Source organism: Haloferax marisrubri (assembly GCF_001469875.2).
In the GTDB taxonomy this organism is placed as follows: Archaea; Halobacteriota; Halobacteria; order Halobacteriales; family Haloferacaceae; genus Haloferax; species Haloferax marisrubri.
Map to the genome: position 1 here is coordinate 409207 of NZ_LOPW02000017.1, position 17944 is coordinate 427150.

Below are 17944 nucleotides of genomic sequence, written 5' to 3' on the forward strand. Positions count from 1 at the left end.
CGCGCCGGCGAGGTAGCCGATGACGACGATGCCGAGGAGGAAGACGAGCGCCGCGAACGCGAACAGCGCGAACATGAGTCGCCGCTGTCCGCTCGTCGGTTGTGCCATGGACGTTCTCCGGACTGCACCCACTTATCATAGTCGGCGCTCCGGACGGTCCCGCTGGGCGGTCGAACTCCGACGGCTCAGTCGAGGTCTTCGATTGGGTCCGCGTTGCCGAAGTACGGGTCGGGGCCGTCGCCGGGGGCCGCCCACGCGACGGCGTTGTCGAGGACGGTCCGAACCTCCGCCTGCTCGTAGATTGGGTAGGTCTCGTGGCCCGGCCGGAAGTAGAAGACGCGACCCTTGCCGCGGGTGTAACAACAGCCGGAGCGGAACACTTCGCCGCCCTCGAACCACGACGTGAAGACGAGTTCGTCCGGCGCGGGGATGTCGAACCGCTCGCCGTACATCTCGGCGCGGGGGACCTCGAACGACTCGGGAAGCCCGTCGGCGATGGGGTGGCCGGGTTCGACGACCCAGACGCGCTCTTTTTCGCCCGACTCGCGCCACTTCAGCGAGCAGGTCGTCCCCATCAGGCGCTTGAACGGCTTGGAGTAGTGCCCCGAGTGGAGCACGAGTAGGCCCATCCCGTCGCGGACGCGGTCGACCACGCGGTCAACGATGTCGTCCTCGACCTCGTCGTGGGCCTTGTGGCCCCACCACGCCAGCACGTCGGTGTCGTCGAGGACCGACTCGGTGAGGCCGTGTTCGGGTTCGTCCAGCGTGGCGGTCTGCACGTCGTAGCCGGCCTCGCGGAGTCCCTCGGCTATCGTCGCGTGGATACCGTCGGGGTAGATTTCGGCGACCTCGTCGTTTTCCTTCTCGTGTCGATACTCGTTCCAGACGGTGACGGTGACCATACTCCCGCCGTCGCCGGGCGGCGACAAGTATGCACCGAACGCGGGGCCGGTGGTGGTCGTCCACCGAGGCAGTTACTTCCCTTCGAACGCCGGTTCCCGGCGACTCATGAACGACTCCACGCCCTCGGCGTGGTCGTCGGTTTCGAACATGACCGCCTGCGCCGACGCCTCGTGTTCGATGGCCGCCTCGATAGAGTCGTCGGGGCGGCGGAGCAGGCGATTGGAGGCGGTGAGCGCCTTCGTCGGGCCGCCGGCGATGCGCTCCGTGAGGGCGGCGAGTTCGGATTCGAACTCGTCCTCGCCCGCGACGCGGTTCACGACGCCGAGTTCCAGCGCCCGCTCGGGGCCGAGTTTCTCGCCCGTGTAGACGAGTTCCATGGCGACGTTACGCCCGACGAGTCGCGGGAGGAGGTACGACAGCCCCGAATCGACCGCGAGGCCGACCCGGCGGAATCCGAACCCGATGGAGGCGTCTTCGCGGAGGAGTTGGAGGTCGCAGGCGATGGCGAGCGCGCCGCCCGCGCCCACGGCCGGGCCGTCGATGGCCGCGACCGTCGGCAGGTCGCACTCGTAGACGCGGCGCACGCAGTCGGCGGTGTCGCGGACGACGTGGTCGACCGCCTCGGGGAGCGTCATCGCGTCCGCCTGTAGCTCTAACATGGCGTTCACGTCGCCGCCGGCGCAGAACGCGCCCGCCTCGTCGCTCCCGCGGAGGACGACACAGCGCGCCTCGTCGGGGAGCGAGTCCAGCGCCTCGCGCACGCCGGCGGTGACTTCGACCGTCAGCGCGTTCCGAACCGCCGGGGCGTCCAGCGTCACCGTCGCCACGCCGTCGGCGAGCGCGAGTCCTACCGCGTCGGAGTCGAGTTCGACCTCGGTCATCTCCCGGTTCGACGTGCAGAATCGTGAAAAACGTTTGGACCGTGGTGAGTTGACGCGCCGCCGACCGGGTCAGGGAAACACCGCGTCCACGTCGATGCCGAGGCCCGGACTTTCGGGGACGCGCATCCGTCCCTCGCGTACGGGTGCCGGGTCGGCCGCGAGGTCGGCGTCGAGAAGCGAGGCGGTCGCCAGTCCGTGCGCCCGGTCGCCGGGGAGCGACGCCGCGACGTGGAGCGCGCCGAGTCGGGCGACGACGGCGTCGATGGTGGTCGTGACGACGACCGCCACGCCGGCGTCGCGGGCGCGAGTCGCGAGGTCGCGGACGCGGTCCGGGCCGCCGAGCGCCATCGGCTTGCAGACGAGCACGTCCGCCGCGTTCGAGGCGAGCGCCCGCCCCGGCGGGACCGCCGCCAGCGACTCGTCGAGCGCGATGGGCGTGTCGTGGAGCCGTCGGAGCACGGCGTGGCCGTCGAGTTCGTCGGCCGGAAGCGGCTGTTCGAGGTAGTCGAGGTCGAGTCCCAGTTCCTCGACGGAGTGCAGGAATCGGTCGGCGGTCCAGCGGTCCCACGCGGCGTTCGCGTCGGCCCGGAGCGACACACCGGGGCCGACCGCCTCGCGGACCGCCCGCAGGCGCGCCACGTCCTCGGTCGGGTCCCGCGCGCCGACCTTCAGTTTGAGACAGTCGTACCCCGATTCGACGGCGGTCTCGGCGGCTTCGACGGTCACCTCTGGGTCGTCGTCGCCGAGGGTCGCATTCACCGGAAGCGAGGTGTGCGGGTCGGTGGCTAGGGCCGCGGCGAGCGGTCGGTCGGCGGCGCGAGCGCGGGCGTCGGCGACCGCGAGCGAGACGGCGTGTCTCGCGGCGGGCGCGTCCGCGAGCGTCCCGTCTTCGAGCGCGGACTCGAGGTCGGAATCACCGGTGGCGTCGTCTTCGGCGAGGCCGGCGAGCACGTCGCGGCAGTCGGCGAGCGACTCGGTCCAGCCCGGAAGCGGGGTCGCCTCGCCGACGCCGGTTTCGCCCGCGACCTCGACCGCGACGAGGAATCCCTCGCGGCGTTCGATATCGCCCGCGGCGGTCGAAAGCGGCGTTCGGAGGTCGACGGCGAACTCGCGGAGTCGCATCGTCACGCGAGGACGAGGCCGACCGAGAAGAGGACGGCGTAGAGCGCGAGGAGTTTGCCCGTGTCTTCGAGCGCGGGGTTGAGCTTCTCGCCTTTCGTCTCGGTCACGACGGTCCGCGCGATGCGGGCCGCGACTGGCATCGAGAACATGGGGAGAAGGACGAACCAGTCGAAGCCCGCGCGGGTCCACAGATAGACGGGGACGGCGTAGGCGAGCGCGAGCATGGCGACGTACTCGGCGCGGGCGAAGCCGTAACCGAACCGGACCGCGAGCGTTCGCTTGCCCGTGGTCGCGTCTTCCTCCTTGTCGCGGACGTTGTTCACGACGAGGATGTTCGTGGAGATGGCCGCGATGGGGAGGCTGGCGAGGACGGCGACGACCGTGACGGTCCCCTCCGGAATCCCGACGGTGAGCGGGGCGGCGAGGACGCTCGCGGCCTGCACGTAGAACGTGCCGACGACGGCGACGAGGCCGAAGAAGACGAAGACGAACAGGTCGCCGAGGCCGTGGTAACCGAGGGGATACGGGCCGCCGGTGTAGGCGATGCCCGAGGCGACAGAGAGCAGGCCGATGACGAGGATGGGCACGCCGCCGACGTAGACGAGATACGTGCCGAGGACGATGGCGGCGGCGAAGGTGAGGTACATCGCCCGCTTGACCTCGGCCGGGGGGATGAGTCCGCCCGCGGTGACGCGGGTGAAGCCCTCGCGCGCCTCGGTGTCCGCGCCCTGCACCGCGTCGTAGTAGTCGTTGGCGAAGTTGGTCCCGACCTGGATGAGGAGCGCGCCCACGAGCGCCGCGAGCGCGGGGAGCGGGGCGAACAGGTCGGCGTGGACGGCGACCGCGGTGCCGACGACGACCGGCGCGGCGGCCGCCGGGAGCGTCTGCGGCCGCGACGCCATCACCCACGCCCGCCTGCGAGAGATGTCCTGCGTGCTCATTGTCTGCATACGAGTGCCGGAGAAGTGAGTAAGTTCCTATCCGAAAGCGCGCGACGCCGAGGCGGTGGGTGGGAGAACACGGTGGCCCGGCGCGCGGCGCGGTTCGGCGCGGTCCGGTGCGGTCCGGTGCGGTCCGGTGCGGTTCGGCGCGGCGCTCCCCGGCGTCGGCGACGACGTGGTCATCGCCGTCGCCGACCGACCGGGGCGGGGCCTCGCTATTCGGCGTCGGAATCGGAATCGGAGTCCGAACCGGCGTCGAAGCCGAGGCGGGCGGCGAGTCGCTCGCGGCCTCGCTCGGCCCGAGTTTCGACCGTCTCGTCGGAGACGTACATCTCGCGCTGGCGCTCAACGTCGGCCTCGCGGAGTTCGCGGAGTCGCTCCTCGGAACGGTCGCAGTCGTCGGGGACGCGGCTGTCGAATCGCTCGCGCCAGTCGTCGCGGGCGGCCGCCTCGTCGGCGAGTTCCGCTTCGGGGCGTATCCAGTCCCAGTGGCGCGCGAGGTCCTCGGGATAGCCCCGTTCGAGACGGTGGTCGGTGATGACCGACCGCCCGACTCGCGCGCCCTGTCCGGCCGACATGATGGCTTGCACGTTGACCTCGCTCACCGGCGCGGCGACGTACAGCCCGTCGATTGGCGTGCGCCCCTCGATGTCGGCGTAGTCGCGGTCGAACTTCGTCCGCGTCTCGCCGTCGTACTCGTAGGTGACGAACATCTCGTCGTCGCCGAGCGGTTCGAGGAAGTCGCCGCCGTAGCGGGCGGCCGCGACGACCCGCCTCGCGGTGACGGTCTCGCCGCTCTGTGTCGTGACCGCGAAGCCGGGGCCGGCGGCGTTCGCGGTCGCAGCCGCGTCGTCGCCGGCGGGTTCGACCGCCTCGACGAGGTCCGAAACGAGGTCACAGCCGGCCTCCTCGACGTGGTCGTGGATGAGTCCGTAGAACGTCTCGATGTCGATGCCGCCGGGGAAGCCGAGGTAGTTCTCCAGATAGGCACAGCGCTGGAGCGACGACCGGCCGCGGTCGAAGACCACGGTGTCGAGGCCGTACCGGCCGGTGAAGAGGCCCGCCGAGCAGCCCGTCGGCCCGCCGCCGACGATGGCCACGTCGTAGTCGAACGCCGCGGCCTCCGGGCCTGTCGCCGTCTCCGTCGTCGTGTTCGCCTCCTCGGAGTGCCCGGCGTCTGCCATCTCAGAACTCCCCGTTGACGATGTCCGCGACGCGCTGGCGGTCGAACAGTTCGGCGTCGCCCGTCACGTCGCCGAACTCGTCGGGGTACATCTGTTTCGCGGCGCGCTCGGTCAGGAACAGGTTGTGAATCGGCCCCTGGAACAGGTAGCCGCCGCGGTAGACCCGGCCGTTCTGGACGGCCGCCAGCTCGCCGCCGACGGGGTGGTCTTCCATGTACGCGAGGACGGTGTCGCGGAACTCCTCGGGGGTCTTGCGCTCGTGGCCGCGGACGAGAATCACGTCGGGGTCGATTTCGAGGAGGTTCTCGTAGTCGAGTTCGCCGCGGTTGGTCGTGCTGAGGTTCTCGATGTCGGTCCCCGAGAGCGCGTCGGTGACGCCGAGGTCGTTCCACTGCTTTTTGCTCGTGCCCTTGTCGTTGAGGCGGTACGGCGAGAACGTCTCGGGTTCGGTCGTCCCCTCGTAAGTGAGAAAGACGTTCGGGCGCTCGTCCGCCGGCGGCAGTCGAGACTGTATCTCCGCGATGAACTCGTCGTGGAGCGCCTCGAACGCCTCGTAGCGGTCCTCGCGCTGGAACACCTGCGCGACCTTCTCGAACGCCTCGTAGAGCGTGTAGTAGCGGTAGTCGTGCCAGCCGTCCGAGCGGCGGAAAACGAGGTTGCCGACGAACGGGGCGACGTTCTCCGCGATTTCGTCCACGTCGGCTTGGTCCCAGTCGAACCAGTTGATGAGCATGTTCGGGTCGTAGAGGTGGACGTCGTTGTCGAGTTCGTAGAACTCCTCTTTCGTCCGGACCTCGGGATACGCCTCGACCTGCTCGCGGTCGACGCTCACGCCGGGGAGTTCGTCGTAGACGTAGGTGTAGTACCGGCCCGCGCCGCCGACCCCCGTCAGCCCGTCGCCGACGCCGAGCGCGACGGCCATGTCGGCGTAGCCGCCGTCGTAGGCGGCCCACGACTCGGGTACCGAGTCGAACGTGACCTCGCCCATCGGCTCCATCGTCACCGAGTACGAGGTGTCGGCCTCGGTGGTCTGGGTCGCGGTCGCCGTTTCGGTCGCTTCCTCGGTCGTCGTCTCGGGCGCAGCGGTCGTCTCGTCGCTCCCCGACGAGTCCGACGTACAGCCGGCGAGCATCCCGGCCCCGAGAGCCGTGCCGCCGTACCGAATGTAGTTGCGTCGCGTGAGTCCCTCCTGCCCGGTGGATTTCTCGTCCATGGGGTTTAGGCTTGCCTAAATGTATAAGAGCGTTCCTATTTTTCGGCGCACCTAAACCTTGGCGACCCAACGAGTTCCGGCCCGGTGGCGCGGCTGTGGCCCGATAGCGTCGGTTCCGTCAGGCCCTCAGTAGTGCCACGGGTAGTCGCGGAAGCGCGGTTCGCGCTTTTCGAGGAAGGCGTCGCGGCCCTCCTGTGCCTCCTCGGTCATGTAGGCGAGCCGGGTCGCCTCGCCGGCGAACACCTGCTGGCCGACCATGCCGTCGTCGGTCATGTTGAAGGCGTACTTGAGCATGCGCATGGCCGTCGGCGACTTCTTCGTCATCTCGTCGGCCCACTCCAGCGCCACGTCTTCGAGGTCCTCGTGGGGAATCGCCTCGTTCGCCATGCCCATGTCCACGGCCTCCTCGGCGGAGTAGGTCTTCCCCATGAAGAACACCTCGCGGGCCTTCTTCTGGCCGACCTGTTTGGCGAGGTACGCGGAGCCGAAGCCGCCGTCGAAGGAGGCCACGTCGGGGTCGGTCTGGAGGAACTTCGCGTGCTCCTCGGACGCGAGCGTCATGTCGCAGACGACGTGCAGGGAGTGACCGCCGCCGACGGCCCACCCCGGCACGACGGCGACGACGGGCTTGGGCATGAAGCGGATGAGCCGCTGGACTTCGAGGATGTGCAGGCGACCGGCCTTCGCCTCGCGGACGAGCGGGTCGTCGGAGGCGTCGGCCTCGTCGTCGTCGCGGTACTCGTAGCCGGAGCCGCCGCGGACCGACTGGTCGCCGCCGGAGCAGAACGCCCAGCCGCCGTCCTTCTCGGAGGGGCCGTTGCCGGTGAGCAGGACGCACCCCACGTTCGCGCGCTTTCGGGCGTCGTCGAGCGCGGCGTAGAGTTCGTCCACGGTTCCCGGGCGGAAGGCGTTTCGGACCTCGGGGCGGTCGAACGCGATACGGACCGCCGGCACGTCGACGGCGCGGTGGTAGGTGATGTCGTCGAACTCGTCGGACCCCGGGACGGGCTCCCAGCGGTCGGGGTCGAAAATCTCCGAGACCATACCGAGAGGCGGCGCGGGCGGCGCAAAAAGATTCGCTTGCGGCCGCGGTTCGGAAGACAGGCCGCCACCTGACCGCTCCCCCGGCCCGGGGCTATTTGTCAGTCCGCAAATGACTCTCGCGTATGTCGGCCGCGACCAGCCTCCTCGTCAGGTTCGTCCACGTCGTCGGGATGTCGCTCGTCTTCGGCGGCGCGGCGTTCGCGTGGGCGCTGTTCAGCGACGCCCGAAGCGAGGGCACGGCCGGAAGCGACCCGACCCCGCTCGCGGCCACTTACGAGTGGGTCTTCTGGGCGACGATGGGCGCGATGGTCGTCACCGGCGTCGGCAACCTCGGCGCGCTCGGCCCGCCCGGACCGTCCGGGCGCTGGGGGACGCTCCTGACCGCGAAGCTCCTCGTGGTGACCGCGTTCGTCCTCGGGTCGTTCGTCCGCACGCTCGTCGTGCTCCGGCTCCGGCGAGACCACCCGGCGGGTGCCGGGCGCTCGCTCCTCGCGAAGAGCTACGGGGCGACCGCCGCCGCGCTCCTCGTCCTCGTCGCGCTCGCGGAGGTGTTGGCCCATGGCTGATGCCGCCGCCGGCCGCTTCGAGGCGTGGGTCGTCTCGACGTTCAATCTCGTCGCCCTGAGCCTCGTCGGGCTCCTCGCGGCGCACGCGAGCGGCGCGCTCGAAGGCGAACTCGCCGGCTTCGGAACGATTCCGGGCGTCGCCGTCTTCGCCTACCTGTGGCTCCTCACCGCGGCCGCGACCCGGTGGGCGCTGGCGGACGGCGGGCTGGAAGACCTGCGGAGCGGCCTACGGGGACTGTGGCGACTCGTCCTCCGCGGGTTCGCGGCGGGCGCACTCATCGGGGGCGCGTTTCTCCTCGGGGTGCTCCTCGTCGGCGCGATTCTGAACGGCGCGCCACTCCTCTCGCTGGCGTTCATCGCGCTCATCGGCGTCGCGGCCGCGAGCGTCGTCGGGGGCGTCATCGGCGGCCTGTCGGTCGTCCTCGACGCCGGCTGTTACTGGGTTGCCGGCCGGCTCGTGGGGCGGTGGACGGAGTCGGACGCCTCGGGGCGAGCCGCCGACGTGGAGTCAGTGGGTAAGTGAGTGAGTCAGCCAGTTAGTCAGTCAGCCAGTCAGCCCCGAATCGGGCCGCGCGGACTCGTCAGCCACGACGCCAGCCCGACGAGTACCGCGGCTGCGATGCCGACGAGAAAGGCGGTCGCCCCGGCAAGCGACCCGTACGCGACGAGTCCGGTCCCGACGAAGGCGGTGGCGAGCGACCGGCGGCGACCCATCGACTCGGGGTAGCCGACGGCCTTGAACCGGGCGAGTCCCCACGCAATCACGGCGACGAGCGGCGCGAGGCCGAGACCCATGAGCGGGCGCTGAACGACGAACCAGAGGACGGGCAGGGCGACCACGACCGCGACGAGCGCGAGCGTTCCGCGACGGCCGAGCGCCGGAGGATAGCCGCGTTCGGCGAGGTCCGAGAGGAGTACCACGCCGAAGACGACGGTCCCACCGGCGAAGACCCCGGCGAGCGGTTCGTGTGTGACGACGGCCGCGTAGGCGAACACGAGGACGCCGAGGAACCCGGCGACGGCGTAGACGCTACCGCGGTACTGGCGGAAAACCGTGGAGGACATGTCGCCACGATTCGGAGCGCGGGAGAAAAGTCAGTCGGTCGACTGGTTCGGTCAGTCGGTCAGTCGGTCAGTCGGTCAGTCGCTCGACGGCGCGCTCGGCGATGCGCTCGCGCACGCGGTGCGAGGATTCGGCGTCGGTGCGGACCTCGATGACGTCGGTGCCGTCGGTGGCGACCGACTCGGCGTAGGCGTCGCGGAAGTCGTCCGGGTCGACCGACGCGAACGAGAGGTCGTAGAGGTCGCCCGTGGCTTCGAAGTCGAGGCCGTGGGGCGTCTTGAACTGGTCCGTAAAGGGCGGTTCGTACTCCTCGATGGGGAGCATGTGGAAGATGCCGCCGCCGTCGTTGTTGACGAGGACGATGGTCGCGTCCACGCCGAGGCGACCGAGCGCGAGCAGGCCGTTCATGTCGTGGTAGTACGCGAGGTCGCCGGTCAGGAGCGTCAGGTGGTCGGTCGCCGCGGAGCCGGCTCCGAGCGCCGAGGAGACGACGCCGTCGATGCCGGACGCGCCGCGGTTACCGAGGACCGTCCGGGACTTCGTCGAGGGGCGCGCGAAGCGGTCGAGGTCGCGGACGGGCATGGAGTTCGAGACGAACAGCGTCGACGGCTCGGGCGCGAGGTCGGCCACGTCGGCCGCGAGTCGGCCCTCGAACGCGTCGGTCTCGTCGTCAACGAGGCTCCAGTAGGCCTCTTCCGCGTCGGTCCACAGCGCGTTCCACGACTCGTCCGGGCGGTTGCGGATGAGTTGCGAGAGCCGCCACGCGAGCACCGACGGCTCGGCCTCCACGAGGTCGGTCGCGCCGAACTCGGCCTCGCGCCAGCGGCCCGTCGGGTCGACGAGGAACTGTCTGGCATCGGTGCGCGCGAGGTACTTCCGGAGCGCCTTCGAGGTCGGCGACGCGCCGATGCGGACGACGACCTCCGGGTCGGGCCAGTCGGCGGTGACGCGCTCGTCGAGGTAGGCGTCGTAGCCGCCGAGAACGGTCGTCGTCCGGGTGTGGCCGCCGAAGCGGAGCCCCGAAAGCGGGTCAGCGACGACGGGGAAGCCGGTCGCGTGGGCGAACGCGGCGACGGCCTCGGCGTTGAATCCCGGCGGGTCGGCGGGGCCGGCGACGATGAGCCCCCGGTCGACCGCGAGGTCGTCGGCGAGCTTTCGGAGGTGGTCGTCCGAGAGTTCCGGCGCGCCCGCGGTCGTCTTGACGTAGGGGCGGCTTCCGCTCCGGCCGTCGAGCGCCTCGGGGTCGAGGTCGGCGGGCACGTCGTCCTCGACGTACGTCGGTTCGAGCGGCTTTCTGAAGGGGAAGTTGAGGTGAACGGGGCCGGCGTCGACGCCGGTCGCCTCGGAGACGGCGCGGCCGGCGGTCGTCCGGAGGCTCCGGAGTTTCCTGTCTGTGGCCTCCGGTTCGGGCATGTCCTTGTACCAGCGGACGGCGTCGCCGTAGAGCTTCTCTTGGTCGACGGTCTGGTTGGCCCCGCTGTCGCGGAGTTCCGGCGGGCGGTCGGCCGTGAGGACGAGCATCGGCACGCGGGCCTGCGACGCCTCGATGACCGCGGGGTGGAAGTTGGCCGCGGCGGTGCCCGAGGTGCAGACGATGGGCGTCACCTCGCCCGTGCGACGGGCGCGGCCGAGCGCGAAGTAGGCCGCCGAGCGCTCGTCGAGGTGCGAGAACGTCTCGATGTCGTCGTGGCGGTCGAACGCCTCCGTGAGGGGCGTCGAGCGACTGCCGGGTGCGATGCACACCGCGTCGATGCCGGTGCGTGCCAGTTCGTCGGCGAAGGTCCGTGCCCAGAGGGCGTTTCGGTTCGGTGCTGTCATCTCGTCTATGTCGTCAAGTCGGATTGAATCGAATCAAGGTCTGTCGTCGGCTCCGACGCCGGTCGTCGGTCCCGAACTCAGTCGTCGCGTTCGAGTTCGTCGAGGACGGGGCGGTACTTCAGTTGCACCTCGTCCCACTCGGCGTCGGGGTCCGAGTCGGCGACGAGGCCGACGCCCGCAAAGAGCGTCGCCAGCGTCTCCTCGACGATTGCCGAGCGGAGCGCGACCGCGAAACTGCCGTCGCCGTCGGCGTCGAACCAGCCGACCGGCGCGGCGTACCAGCCGCGGTCGAACGGCTCGGTGTCGCGAATCACGTCGAGGGCGGCCGCCGGTGGGAGACCGCCGACCGCGGGCGTCGGGTGGAGCGCGTCCACGAGCGAGAGGACGTGCTCGTCGCGTTCGAGCGTCGCGTCGATGGGCGTCCAGAGGTGCTGGACGGTCGCGAGCTTCCGAATCCCGCGGTCGCCGACGCGAATCTCGGCCGACAGGGGCGCGAGCTGTTCCCGAATCGTCTCCGCGACGAGTTCGTGTTCGTGGTTGTCCTTCTCGCTTCCGAGCAGTTCGTTCGCCAGCCACTCGTCTTCGTCGTCGGTGTCGCCGCGGCCGGTCGTCCCGGCGAGCGCGCCGGTCTCAACCTCGCGGCCGCGGAGCGAGACGAGCCGCTCGGGCGTCGCGCCGAGGAAACTCGCCCCGCCGTTCGGCTCGACGAGGAAGCGGTGGCAGTCGGGGTACGTCCGGCCGAGGCGGGCGAGCAGGTCGGGCGCGGCGGCGGGGCGGTCGAGTTCGACTTCGAGCGCCTGCGCGAGGACGACCTTCTGGAGGTCGCCGGCGCGGATGCGCGAGACCGCGGCATCGACGCTCTCGTGCCACGCCTCCACCGAGGTCGTCCGGTGGCGGTCCGAGACGCCCGGCGGCCCCTCGGGGGGCGCGTCATCGAGCGATTCGAGCGTCTCGCGGACCTCGTCGAGTCGGTCGCCGACGCTCTCGGGGTCGGCGTCCGCGCCGACGGCGGTGACCGTGAGCCACGCGTCGTCGCCGTCGAAGGCGACCTGCACTTCGGGGACGACGAAGCGCGCGGCCGGGAAGTCGGCCCACGGGTCGCGGCCGGTCGCCTCCTCGTGGAAGGCGAGGCCGCCGAAGAATCGCGGGCGGGCGGCGTCGGGGCCGTCCACGTCCGCGCCCTCGAACAGCGCCGTGGCCGACCGGCGGACGCGCGCGAGTCGCTCTGGGCCGTCTGCCTCGACGGCCACGGCGACGCCGCCGCCGACGACTGTTGGCTCGTCGGGGGCGGTCCACAGCGCCCGCGGGCGGCGCATCGTCGCGAGCGACGCCGACACGGGCGGCGCAGACAGTCGAACCGACCTGCTGACGAGGTGAGTGCTCACCTCGTCTGTCCGCAACGGTTCCATCGACCGTGGGTCAGGACCGGGGACGCTTGAAACTCTCCCTTCTGTCCCGCGCGCCGGGTCGGCAAACTGGCGGAACGCGCACATCTGTCCACCGAACGACAACGCTGGTGACTCGGACGCGAAGCGACCGCCGAAAACGCTGGAAAATCAGCCTAGCTGTACCGCTCTTCGTTCCACGGGTTCGCCCACCTTTTTCCGTGGTTCGCTACGCTCACCACGCAAAAATCTGGACCAAAAACTTAGGTTAGCTGTACCGCTCTTCGTTCCACGGGTTCGCCGTGTTCGAGTACCCGCGTTTCTCCCAGTAACCGCGTTCGGGTTCGGTGAGGAACTCGACGCCCGAGACCCACTTCGCGCCCTTGTAGGCGTACTTGTGCGGGGTGACGACCCGGAGGGGACCGCCGTGGTCGGCGGGCAGGTCCTCGCCGTCGTAGCCCCAGACGAACATGACCTCGTCGCGCATGCACTGGTCGAGGGGCAGGTTCGTCGTGTAGCCGTCCATGGCGTGGAACATCACGTGGACTGCGTCGTCGTCGACGCCGACCGCGTCGGCGAGCGTCGGGAACGTAACGCCCTCGAACTCGCAGTCGAACTTGCTCCAGCCGGTGACGCAATGGAAGTCCTGTACCTGCGTCTCGGAGGGGAGGTCGCGGAACTCGTCGAACGAGAGGTCGAGTTCGGTCTCGACCGCGCCCCACGCCTCGAACGACCACGTCTCCGGGTCCCACGAGGGCGTGCCGCTCTTGGAGAGCACGGGGAACCGCTGGGTCTCGCGTTGCCCCGGCGGGAGTCGGTCGTCGCCGAACTCCTCGTAGAGGTGGGTCACGTCGTTGGCCATGGTCGAAGCTTCGGCCCGACGCACCTATCACTAACGACTCCGGACACCCGCCGGCGACCGGCCCGACGGCCGCACTAACCGAACGTAAGGGGAGATTCGCGTTCGCCCGGGCGACCTTCGGAAAACCCGATTATTCCCCCGGTAGAGTTATATACGGCCCTTCCAAAGCGACGGACGTTCAGATGCCCAAAGTAGAGATTACCGTGCCGGAACACCTGGAGATGCAGATCGTCCAACTCGTCGAACAGGGCGAGTTCGTCAACCGCGACGAAGCCATCGAGGACCTGCTGTCGACCGGTATCCGCGCGTACAAGACCAGCGGTCCGATGTCCGACGAGGACCGCGCGTACGAAGACGACGGGATGATGGGCCACGAAGACGAATACGTCTTCTGAGCCGAGTGACAGTATCCCCCAATAACGCTTAAACCGCCCTCGCGCCTAACCAACGCTCATGCACAAGGACGAACTGCTGGAGCTGCACGAACAGATGGTTATCATCAAGGACCACTTCTCGGCCCGCGACCACGTCGATTCGAGCCTGTTCGACCCCTACGACGAGCTTGCGGTCGAGCCCTCCCACGTCCACAAATCGAAGAGCGAACACAAACACGCCGTGTTCGTGCTCGGAAACGCCCTCGCGACCGCGATGAGCGACGACGAGTTCTCCAGCGCGGGCCGCGTCGGCAAGCGCATGGAAGAGCTGGCGGACGACGCCGAAGGGAAAATCTGAGCGGCCGCCCGCCGCGACCGACCGCCCGACTCGGAGCCGCCTCTCGCGGTCGAGTTCGTGTCGTTCGCTAGCACCTCTCAAGCAGTTCTCCGCGGGTTTCTTTATCACCCATTCGTACGACACACGTAGCTAATGCTAGAGATACCGGGCTGGATACCGTTCCAGCGGCTCGCCGCGCTCCTCGCGCTCCTCGCCGCGGCCGTCGCGCTCGCTGTCGTCGACAGACCGAGTCGGCTCTCGGCGGCGCTCCGGCGGCGCTTCCTGTTCGGCCTCCCGCTCGGAACGCTCGTCAGCGCCGGCGGCGTCCTCCTCGTCTACCTCGTGGTTCAGGACGGCTGGTCGTCGTGGTATCGGCCCATCGTCATCCCGTTCCGGGCGTGGTCGTACTTCTACCCGACCGGGATGCTGACCGCCGCGTTCGCCCACTCCAGCGCCGGGCACCTCATCGGCAACCTCGTCGGCACGCTCACCCTCGCCCCCGTCGCGGAGTACGCGTGGGGCCACTACCCGACGCGCCGCGGGTCCACGTCGTTCGGGTCGGCCCGCGAGAACCCCTACGTCCGGTCGCTCGTCGTCTTCCCGGCGGTCGTCTTCGGCGTGGGGCTTCTGACTTCCGTCTTCGCGCTCGGCCCGGTCGTCGGCTTCTCCGGCGTGGTGTTCGCGTTCGCCGGCTTCGCGCTCGTCTTCCGGCCGCTCACGACCGTGTTAGCGTTCGTCTCCGGGCGCGTCGTCAGCCTGTTTTACGACGCGATGCTCTCGCCCGAAGTCGTCTCGTCGGCCCGTCCCATCTTCTCGACGCCGTGGTGGTCGCAAATCGCCATTCAGGGCCACGCCATCGGCTTCCTGTTCGGCGTCCTCCTCGGCGTGTGGCTCAGCCACCGGCGCGAGGGGTCCAGCCCGCCCGCGCTCCGGAGCTTCGCCGGCGTCCTCCTGTTCGGCGTCAGCGAGTCGCTGTGGGCGGTGTACTGGTACCGCGGCGGCGAGACCTACGTGCTGTTTCGCGCCGTCGGCTTCGCGCTCGTCGTCGCGCTCGCGCTCGTCGTGGCGTTGACGGTCGCGGCGTCCGACAAGCCGCTCCGCGAGTACGCGCCCGAGAACTCGGTGTTTTCGGCCCGCCGCTGGCAGGCCGGCCTCGCCGTCCTCCTCGTCGTCGTCGCGGCCCTGTCGGGACCGGCGATGCTGTACAACACGTTCACCGCGAGCGGCGACGACCTGCCGGGCGAGAGCGTCTCGGTCAGGGACTACGACGTGACCTACGCCAAGGACGTGCCGAACGGGCTGACCGCCGTCTTCGACATCGAACTGTTCGGCGAGTCGACGACGACCAACACCTCCGGGGTCATCGTCAGAAGCGAGCGGCGCGGCATCTGGACGACGGCCGTCTCCACGAGCCGGCTGGCGTTCGACGGCGAGTCGACGGTCAGGCTCGGCGGCCTCGGCTGGCGGGACCAAGTGACTGCGGTCCGCGACGGCTACGTCGTCTCGGGCGCGGGAGCCGCCTACCGGGTGCTCCTCGTCGCCGACGGCGAGGCGCGACTGGCCTACGAGACCGGCCCGGTCCGGGCCGAACCGGTCGTCTCCCGCCGGAACATCTCCGTCGTGCCGACGGCGACGGGCTACGACATCCAAGTGTCGTCGGACAGCGGGACCGTCAGGGGGCCGATGCCGACGAAGAACGCGAGCACGACGCTCGACGGCATTCGGTTCGTCCGCGAGAAGTCGTTCGTCTTCGCCGAGTCGCGGGGGACGAAGGTCCGCATCGCGCGACAAGAGACGTACAATTAGGGCGCGGTCGGCGGGCGATTCGTGCGGTGTCTACGGACGGTTCGCGCAGTGATGGACCGGCGATGCGACCGCCGCCGCCTCACCACTCGATGCGGAACACTTCGGCGTCGAGCTGTCGGCGGTCCTCGTCGTGGAAGTCGAACTGGCGGTCGAGGTCGAACGTCGCCCGGAACGCGTCCGTGAGGTCGCCGCCGGCGTCGGCGACGAACGACTCGACGAACTCCTTGCTCCCCTCGTTGTGGACCGAGTAGGACACGTCGGCGACCGACGCGACCGATTCGAGGAAGGCGCGGTCGGCGTGTTCGTTGCCCCGCTGCGCGCCGAACGGCGGGTTCATGAGCACCGTGACCTGCCGGTCGTCGGGGAGACAGAGCGGCAGGCGAGTGGCGTCGGCGCGAATCCAGTCGATGGGTGCGCTCGCGCCGACCCGGCGGGCGTTGTCCGTCGCGGTTTCGAGCGCGTCGTCGTCGAGTTCGACGCCGACGACGCGGGCGGGCGAGCGGAGCGCCGCGCCGAGTCCGAGCATGCCGGTTCCGGAGCCCAAATCGAGGACCGTCGCGTCCTCGATGTCGCCGCGGAGGTCCGCGAGGTGGACGAGGTGCGCGGCGAGGTCCGGCGGCGTCGGGTACTGTTCGAGCGAGACCTTCGGGTTCTCGAAGCCGGCGACCACCGCCAACTGCGCCTCCAGCGCGGCCTTAGTTGCCATCAGCCGTCGATGGAACCTCGAAGCTCAAAAGCGACACCCTCGCGCCGGGCGCGCTCGCCGAGCGCCGCGAGCGCCGACTCGGCGTCGTCGGGGCGACAGCACTCCGCGACGTCGACGGCGACGCGCCCGACGCCGAGGAACGCGGCGGCGCGGACGTACTCGCGGAGGCGGTCGGACTCCGACTGCACCGCGAGCGGGTCGTCCTCGCAGAAGCGGGCTTCGACGGTGAGTTCCGCCGGGAGATAGCCCTCCTCGGCGAGTCCGGCCTTCAGGTCGCGGAGGTGCGACGGAGCGGTCGACTCCAGCCCAGCGGCGTCGAGGACGACGGGGGTCAGGTCGGCGGGACGACCGGCGGCGAGTGCGGCTTCGACGGACGAGGATTCGAGCGTGCTCATGTTGCACACACATTTCCTTTGGTTATGTATATATCTTTGTAAATGCTCGGTAGTAATTTATTTGGGTGGAATCCGGCGATGGCGCGGGGCTTCGCCGTTCCGGCGTGACAGCCTAGGGGCTGATAGCCATGGTAACCGTACTGCCGATGGGGGCACACGCTCCACCCCCATTCCCCCTGACCGCGCGGGCGGTCCACTCGGACGCCGAGGTTCATTCCGACGTTAATTTCGCTACTCGTACGTGTACGAGAGTACCTCAGTCCCCGCGGCGTCGCGAATCGTGACCGTGTCGCCGCCGTTGTTCCACACCGCGCCGCCGCGACCCCAGTAGACGTCCTCGTCGGTGTCGGTTCCCGACCCCGTGTGGAGCGTCAGCGACGCGCCGGGGTCGAGTTCGGTCCCCTCGGCGAACGTGTAGGTCGCGCCCGCCGCGTCGGAGACGGTCCACCCCGAGAGGTCGATGGCGGCGTCGCCGTCGTTCCGGAGCGTGACGTACTCCTCGTTCAGGTTGTCGTTGTCGTTGCCGGGCGCGTCGGCGACGACCGAGACCGAGAGGCCGTCGTCGGTGGTCGCGTCCGCGCCGCCCGCGGCCGACCCTTCGGTCGCGCAGGACCAGAGGCCGACCCCGCGCTCTCTGGCGTCGCGTTCGGCGCGCTCGTAGCGCTCGCGCTCCTCGAACGAACTCTCGTAGACCCGGGCGTGGCCCTCGGCGATGAGGTCGTGGTTGAACTCCGCGCCGTCGACGACGACGTACGCGAGGAGTCGGCCGTAGTAGCCGCGCTCGCCGGCTTTCTCGTCGTAGCGGAGTTCGACGGTTCGGTCGGCGAGTCGGGACTTCGCGTAGGCGCTCGCGTTCTCGCCGGCCGCGCGGAGGCAGGTCCGGCCGGCCTCGGTCTCGGGGACGCCCTCGAACTCGTCGGGCGTGTTCTCGGCGTGGACCTCCGGGGTGTCGACGCCGAGGAGCCGAACCGTCTCGCGCGCGCCGTCCGGCATGACGACCTTGATTGTGTCGCCGTCGACCACCTCGACCACCTCGACTGTCACGTCGCCCGCGGCGGCCGCGGTCGTCGGCGACCCCGACTGCGCCGTCGGCGACGCCGTCTCCGTCACGGTCGATTCGACCGTCGTCGGCGCGCCCGCGCCACCCCCGCCGAGACAGCCCGCGAGGACCGCGAGAACGACGACAACGAGTGTCGTGGTAGCACGTCTGACCATTCGATTCACCGTTAGTCAGGGAACTGTATAAGTAGGTGCGTCCCAGTCGCCCGAATTCGGAGTCGTCGAATCGCCAGACAGCGGCCTTTATCATATTTCTGTTACAAAGGTTTAAATTCACGCTCCACC

The 17944-nt window shown here is 69.6% G+C and carries 19 protein-coding genes; 5 read left to right on the forward strand and 14 right to left on the reverse strand.

Features of this window, described 5'->3' with window-relative positions; all coding sequences use genetic code 11:
• Nucleotides 1-185 precede the first annotated feature (185 nt).
• The 7 genes from AUR65_RS14280 to AUR65_RS14310 form a co-directional block, all read right to left on the reverse strand.
• A complete protein-coding gene (locus AUR65_RS14280; RefSeq protein ID WP_058567498.1) occupies nucleotides 186-902 on the reverse strand; it encodes a ThuA domain-containing protein in 717 nt (238 codons plus the stop codon).
• Nucleotides 903-974: 72 nt separating this feature from the next.
• Complete coding sequence (locus AUR65_RS14285) at nucleotides 975-1784, reverse strand: enoyl-CoA hydratase/isomerase family protein (protein WP_058567499.1); 810 nt, start codon at nucleotides 1782-1784, stop codon at nucleotides 975-977.
• Between the two features lie 69 nt (nucleotides 1785-1853).
• Nucleotides 1854-2906 carry an o-succinylbenzoate synthase gene (gene menC / locus AUR65_RS14290; protein ID WP_199180610.1) on the reverse strand — a complete coding sequence of 351 codons (1053 nt, stop codon included), beginning with the start codon at nucleotides 2904-2906 and terminating at the stop codon, nucleotides 1854-1856.
• A gap of 2 nt (nucleotides 2907-2908) precedes the next feature.
• On the reverse strand, nucleotides 2909-3847 hold the full coding sequence (locus AUR65_RS14295) for a 1,4-dihydroxy-2-naphthoate polyprenyltransferase (RefSeq protein ID WP_058567501.1): 939 nt from the start codon (nucleotides 3845-3847) through the stop codon (nucleotides 2909-2911).
• Between the two features lie 215 nt (nucleotides 3848-4062).
• Complete coding sequence (locus tag AUR65_RS20475; protein ID WP_058567502.1) at nucleotides 4063-5031, reverse strand: NAD(P)/FAD-dependent oxidoreductase; 969 nt, start codon at nucleotides 5029-5031, stop codon at nucleotides 4063-4065.
• A gap of 1 nt (nucleotide 5032) precedes the next feature.
• On the reverse strand, nucleotides 5033-6244 hold the full coding sequence (locus AUR65_RS14305; protein ID WP_058567503.1) for an ABC transporter substrate-binding protein: 1212 nt from the start codon (nucleotides 6242-6244) through the stop codon (nucleotides 5033-5035).
• A 126-nt stretch (nucleotides 6245-6370) separates the two neighbouring features.
• Complete coding sequence (locus tag AUR65_RS14310) at nucleotides 6371-7288, reverse strand: 1,4-dihydroxy-2-naphthoyl-CoA synthase (RefSeq protein WP_004063346.1); 918 nt, start codon at nucleotides 7286-7288, stop codon at nucleotides 6371-6373.
• 122 nt (nucleotides 7289-7410) lie between these two features.
• Between AUR65_RS14310 and AUR65_RS14315 the strand changes: the two genes are divergently transcribed.
• A complete protein-coding gene (locus AUR65_RS14315) occupies nucleotides 7411-7854 on the forward strand; it encodes a hypothetical protein (RefSeq protein WP_058567504.1) in 444 nt (147 codons plus the stop codon).
• Entirely contained in the window at nucleotides 7847-8377 is a 531-nt protein-coding gene (locus AUR65_RS14320) for a magnesium transporter (RefSeq protein ID WP_058567505.1), read from the forward strand. Before AUR65_RS14315 ends, AUR65_RS14320 begins: the two co-directional genes overlap by 8 nt.
• 29 nt (nucleotides 8378-8406) lie before the next feature.
• Here AUR65_RS14320 and AUR65_RS14325 read toward each other — a convergent pair whose 3' ends face one another.
• The 4 genes from AUR65_RS14325 to AUR65_RS14340 form a co-directional block, all read right to left on the reverse strand.
• Nucleotides 8407-8919 (reverse strand): hypothetical protein, encoded by a 513-nt coding sequence (locus tag AUR65_RS14325; protein ID WP_058567506.1) that lies wholly within the window; start codon nucleotides 8917-8919, stop codon nucleotides 8407-8409.
• Between the two features lie 67 nt (nucleotides 8920-8986).
• Complete coding sequence (menD, locus tag AUR65_RS14330) at nucleotides 8987-10735, reverse strand: 2-succinyl-5-enolpyruvyl-6-hydroxy-3-cyclohexene-1-carboxylic-acid synthase (protein WP_058567507.1); 1749 nt, start codon at nucleotides 10733-10735, stop codon at nucleotides 8987-8989.
• Between the two features lie 77 nt (nucleotides 10736-10812).
• Nucleotides 10813-12144 carry an isochorismate synthase gene (locus tag AUR65_RS14335; protein ID WP_058567508.1) on the reverse strand — a complete coding sequence of 444 codons (1332 nt, stop codon included), beginning with the start codon at nucleotides 12142-12144 and terminating at the stop codon, nucleotides 10813-10815.
• A gap of 244 nt (nucleotides 12145-12388) precedes the next feature.
• Nucleotides 12389-12982, reverse strand: a complete 594-nt coding sequence (locus AUR65_RS14340) for a sulfite oxidase-like oxidoreductase (RefSeq protein ID WP_008093322.1) — start codon at nucleotides 12980-12982, stop codon at nucleotides 12389-12391.
• Nucleotides 12983-13164: 182 nt separating this feature from the next.
• Here AUR65_RS14340 and AUR65_RS14345 point away from each other — a divergent pair, with 182 nt between their 5' ends.
• The 3 genes from AUR65_RS14345 (at nucleotide 13165) to AUR65_RS14355 (ending at nucleotide 15499) form a co-directional block, all read left to right on the forward strand.
• On the forward strand, nucleotides 13165-13377 hold the full coding sequence (locus tag AUR65_RS14345; RefSeq protein WP_004043463.1) for a ribbon-helix-helix domain-containing protein: 213 nt from the start codon (nucleotides 13165-13167) through the stop codon (nucleotides 13375-13377).
• A 58-nt stretch (nucleotides 13378-13435) separates the two neighbouring features.
• Nucleotides 13436-13714 carry a UPF0058 family protein gene (locus tag AUR65_RS14350; protein WP_004977032.1) on the forward strand — a complete coding sequence of 93 codons (279 nt, stop codon included), beginning with the start codon at nucleotides 13436-13438 and terminating at the stop codon, nucleotides 13712-13714.
• A gap of 132 nt (nucleotides 13715-13846) precedes the next feature.
• Entirely contained in the window at nucleotides 13847-15499 is a 1653-nt protein-coding gene (locus AUR65_RS14355) for a rhomboid family intramembrane serine protease (protein ID WP_058567509.1), read from the forward strand.
• A gap of 79 nt (nucleotides 15500-15578) precedes the next feature.
• Here the strand turns inward: AUR65_RS14355 and AUR65_RS14360 are convergent, their stop codons facing one another.
• The 3 genes from AUR65_RS14360 to AUR65_RS14370 form a co-directional block, all read right to left on the reverse strand.
• The gene (locus AUR65_RS14360) at nucleotides 15579-16205 is read right to left on the reverse strand and encodes an METTL5 family protein (RefSeq protein ID WP_058567510.1); all 627 of its coding nucleotides are present in this window, start codon (nucleotides 16203-16205) and stop codon (nucleotides 15579-15581) included.
• Entirely contained in the window at nucleotides 16205-16600 is a 396-nt protein-coding gene (locus AUR65_RS14365) for a hypothetical protein (protein ID WP_058567511.1), read from the reverse strand. The genes AUR65_RS14360 and AUR65_RS14365 overlap by 1 nt, the downstream gene beginning before the upstream one ends.
• Nucleotides 16601-16831: 231 nt before the next feature.
• Complete coding sequence (locus tag AUR65_RS14370) at nucleotides 16832-17815, reverse strand: lamin tail domain-containing protein (RefSeq protein ID WP_058567512.1); 984 nt, start codon at nucleotides 17813-17815, stop codon at nucleotides 16832-16834.
• Between the last annotated feature and the right edge of the window lie 129 nt (nucleotides 17816-17944).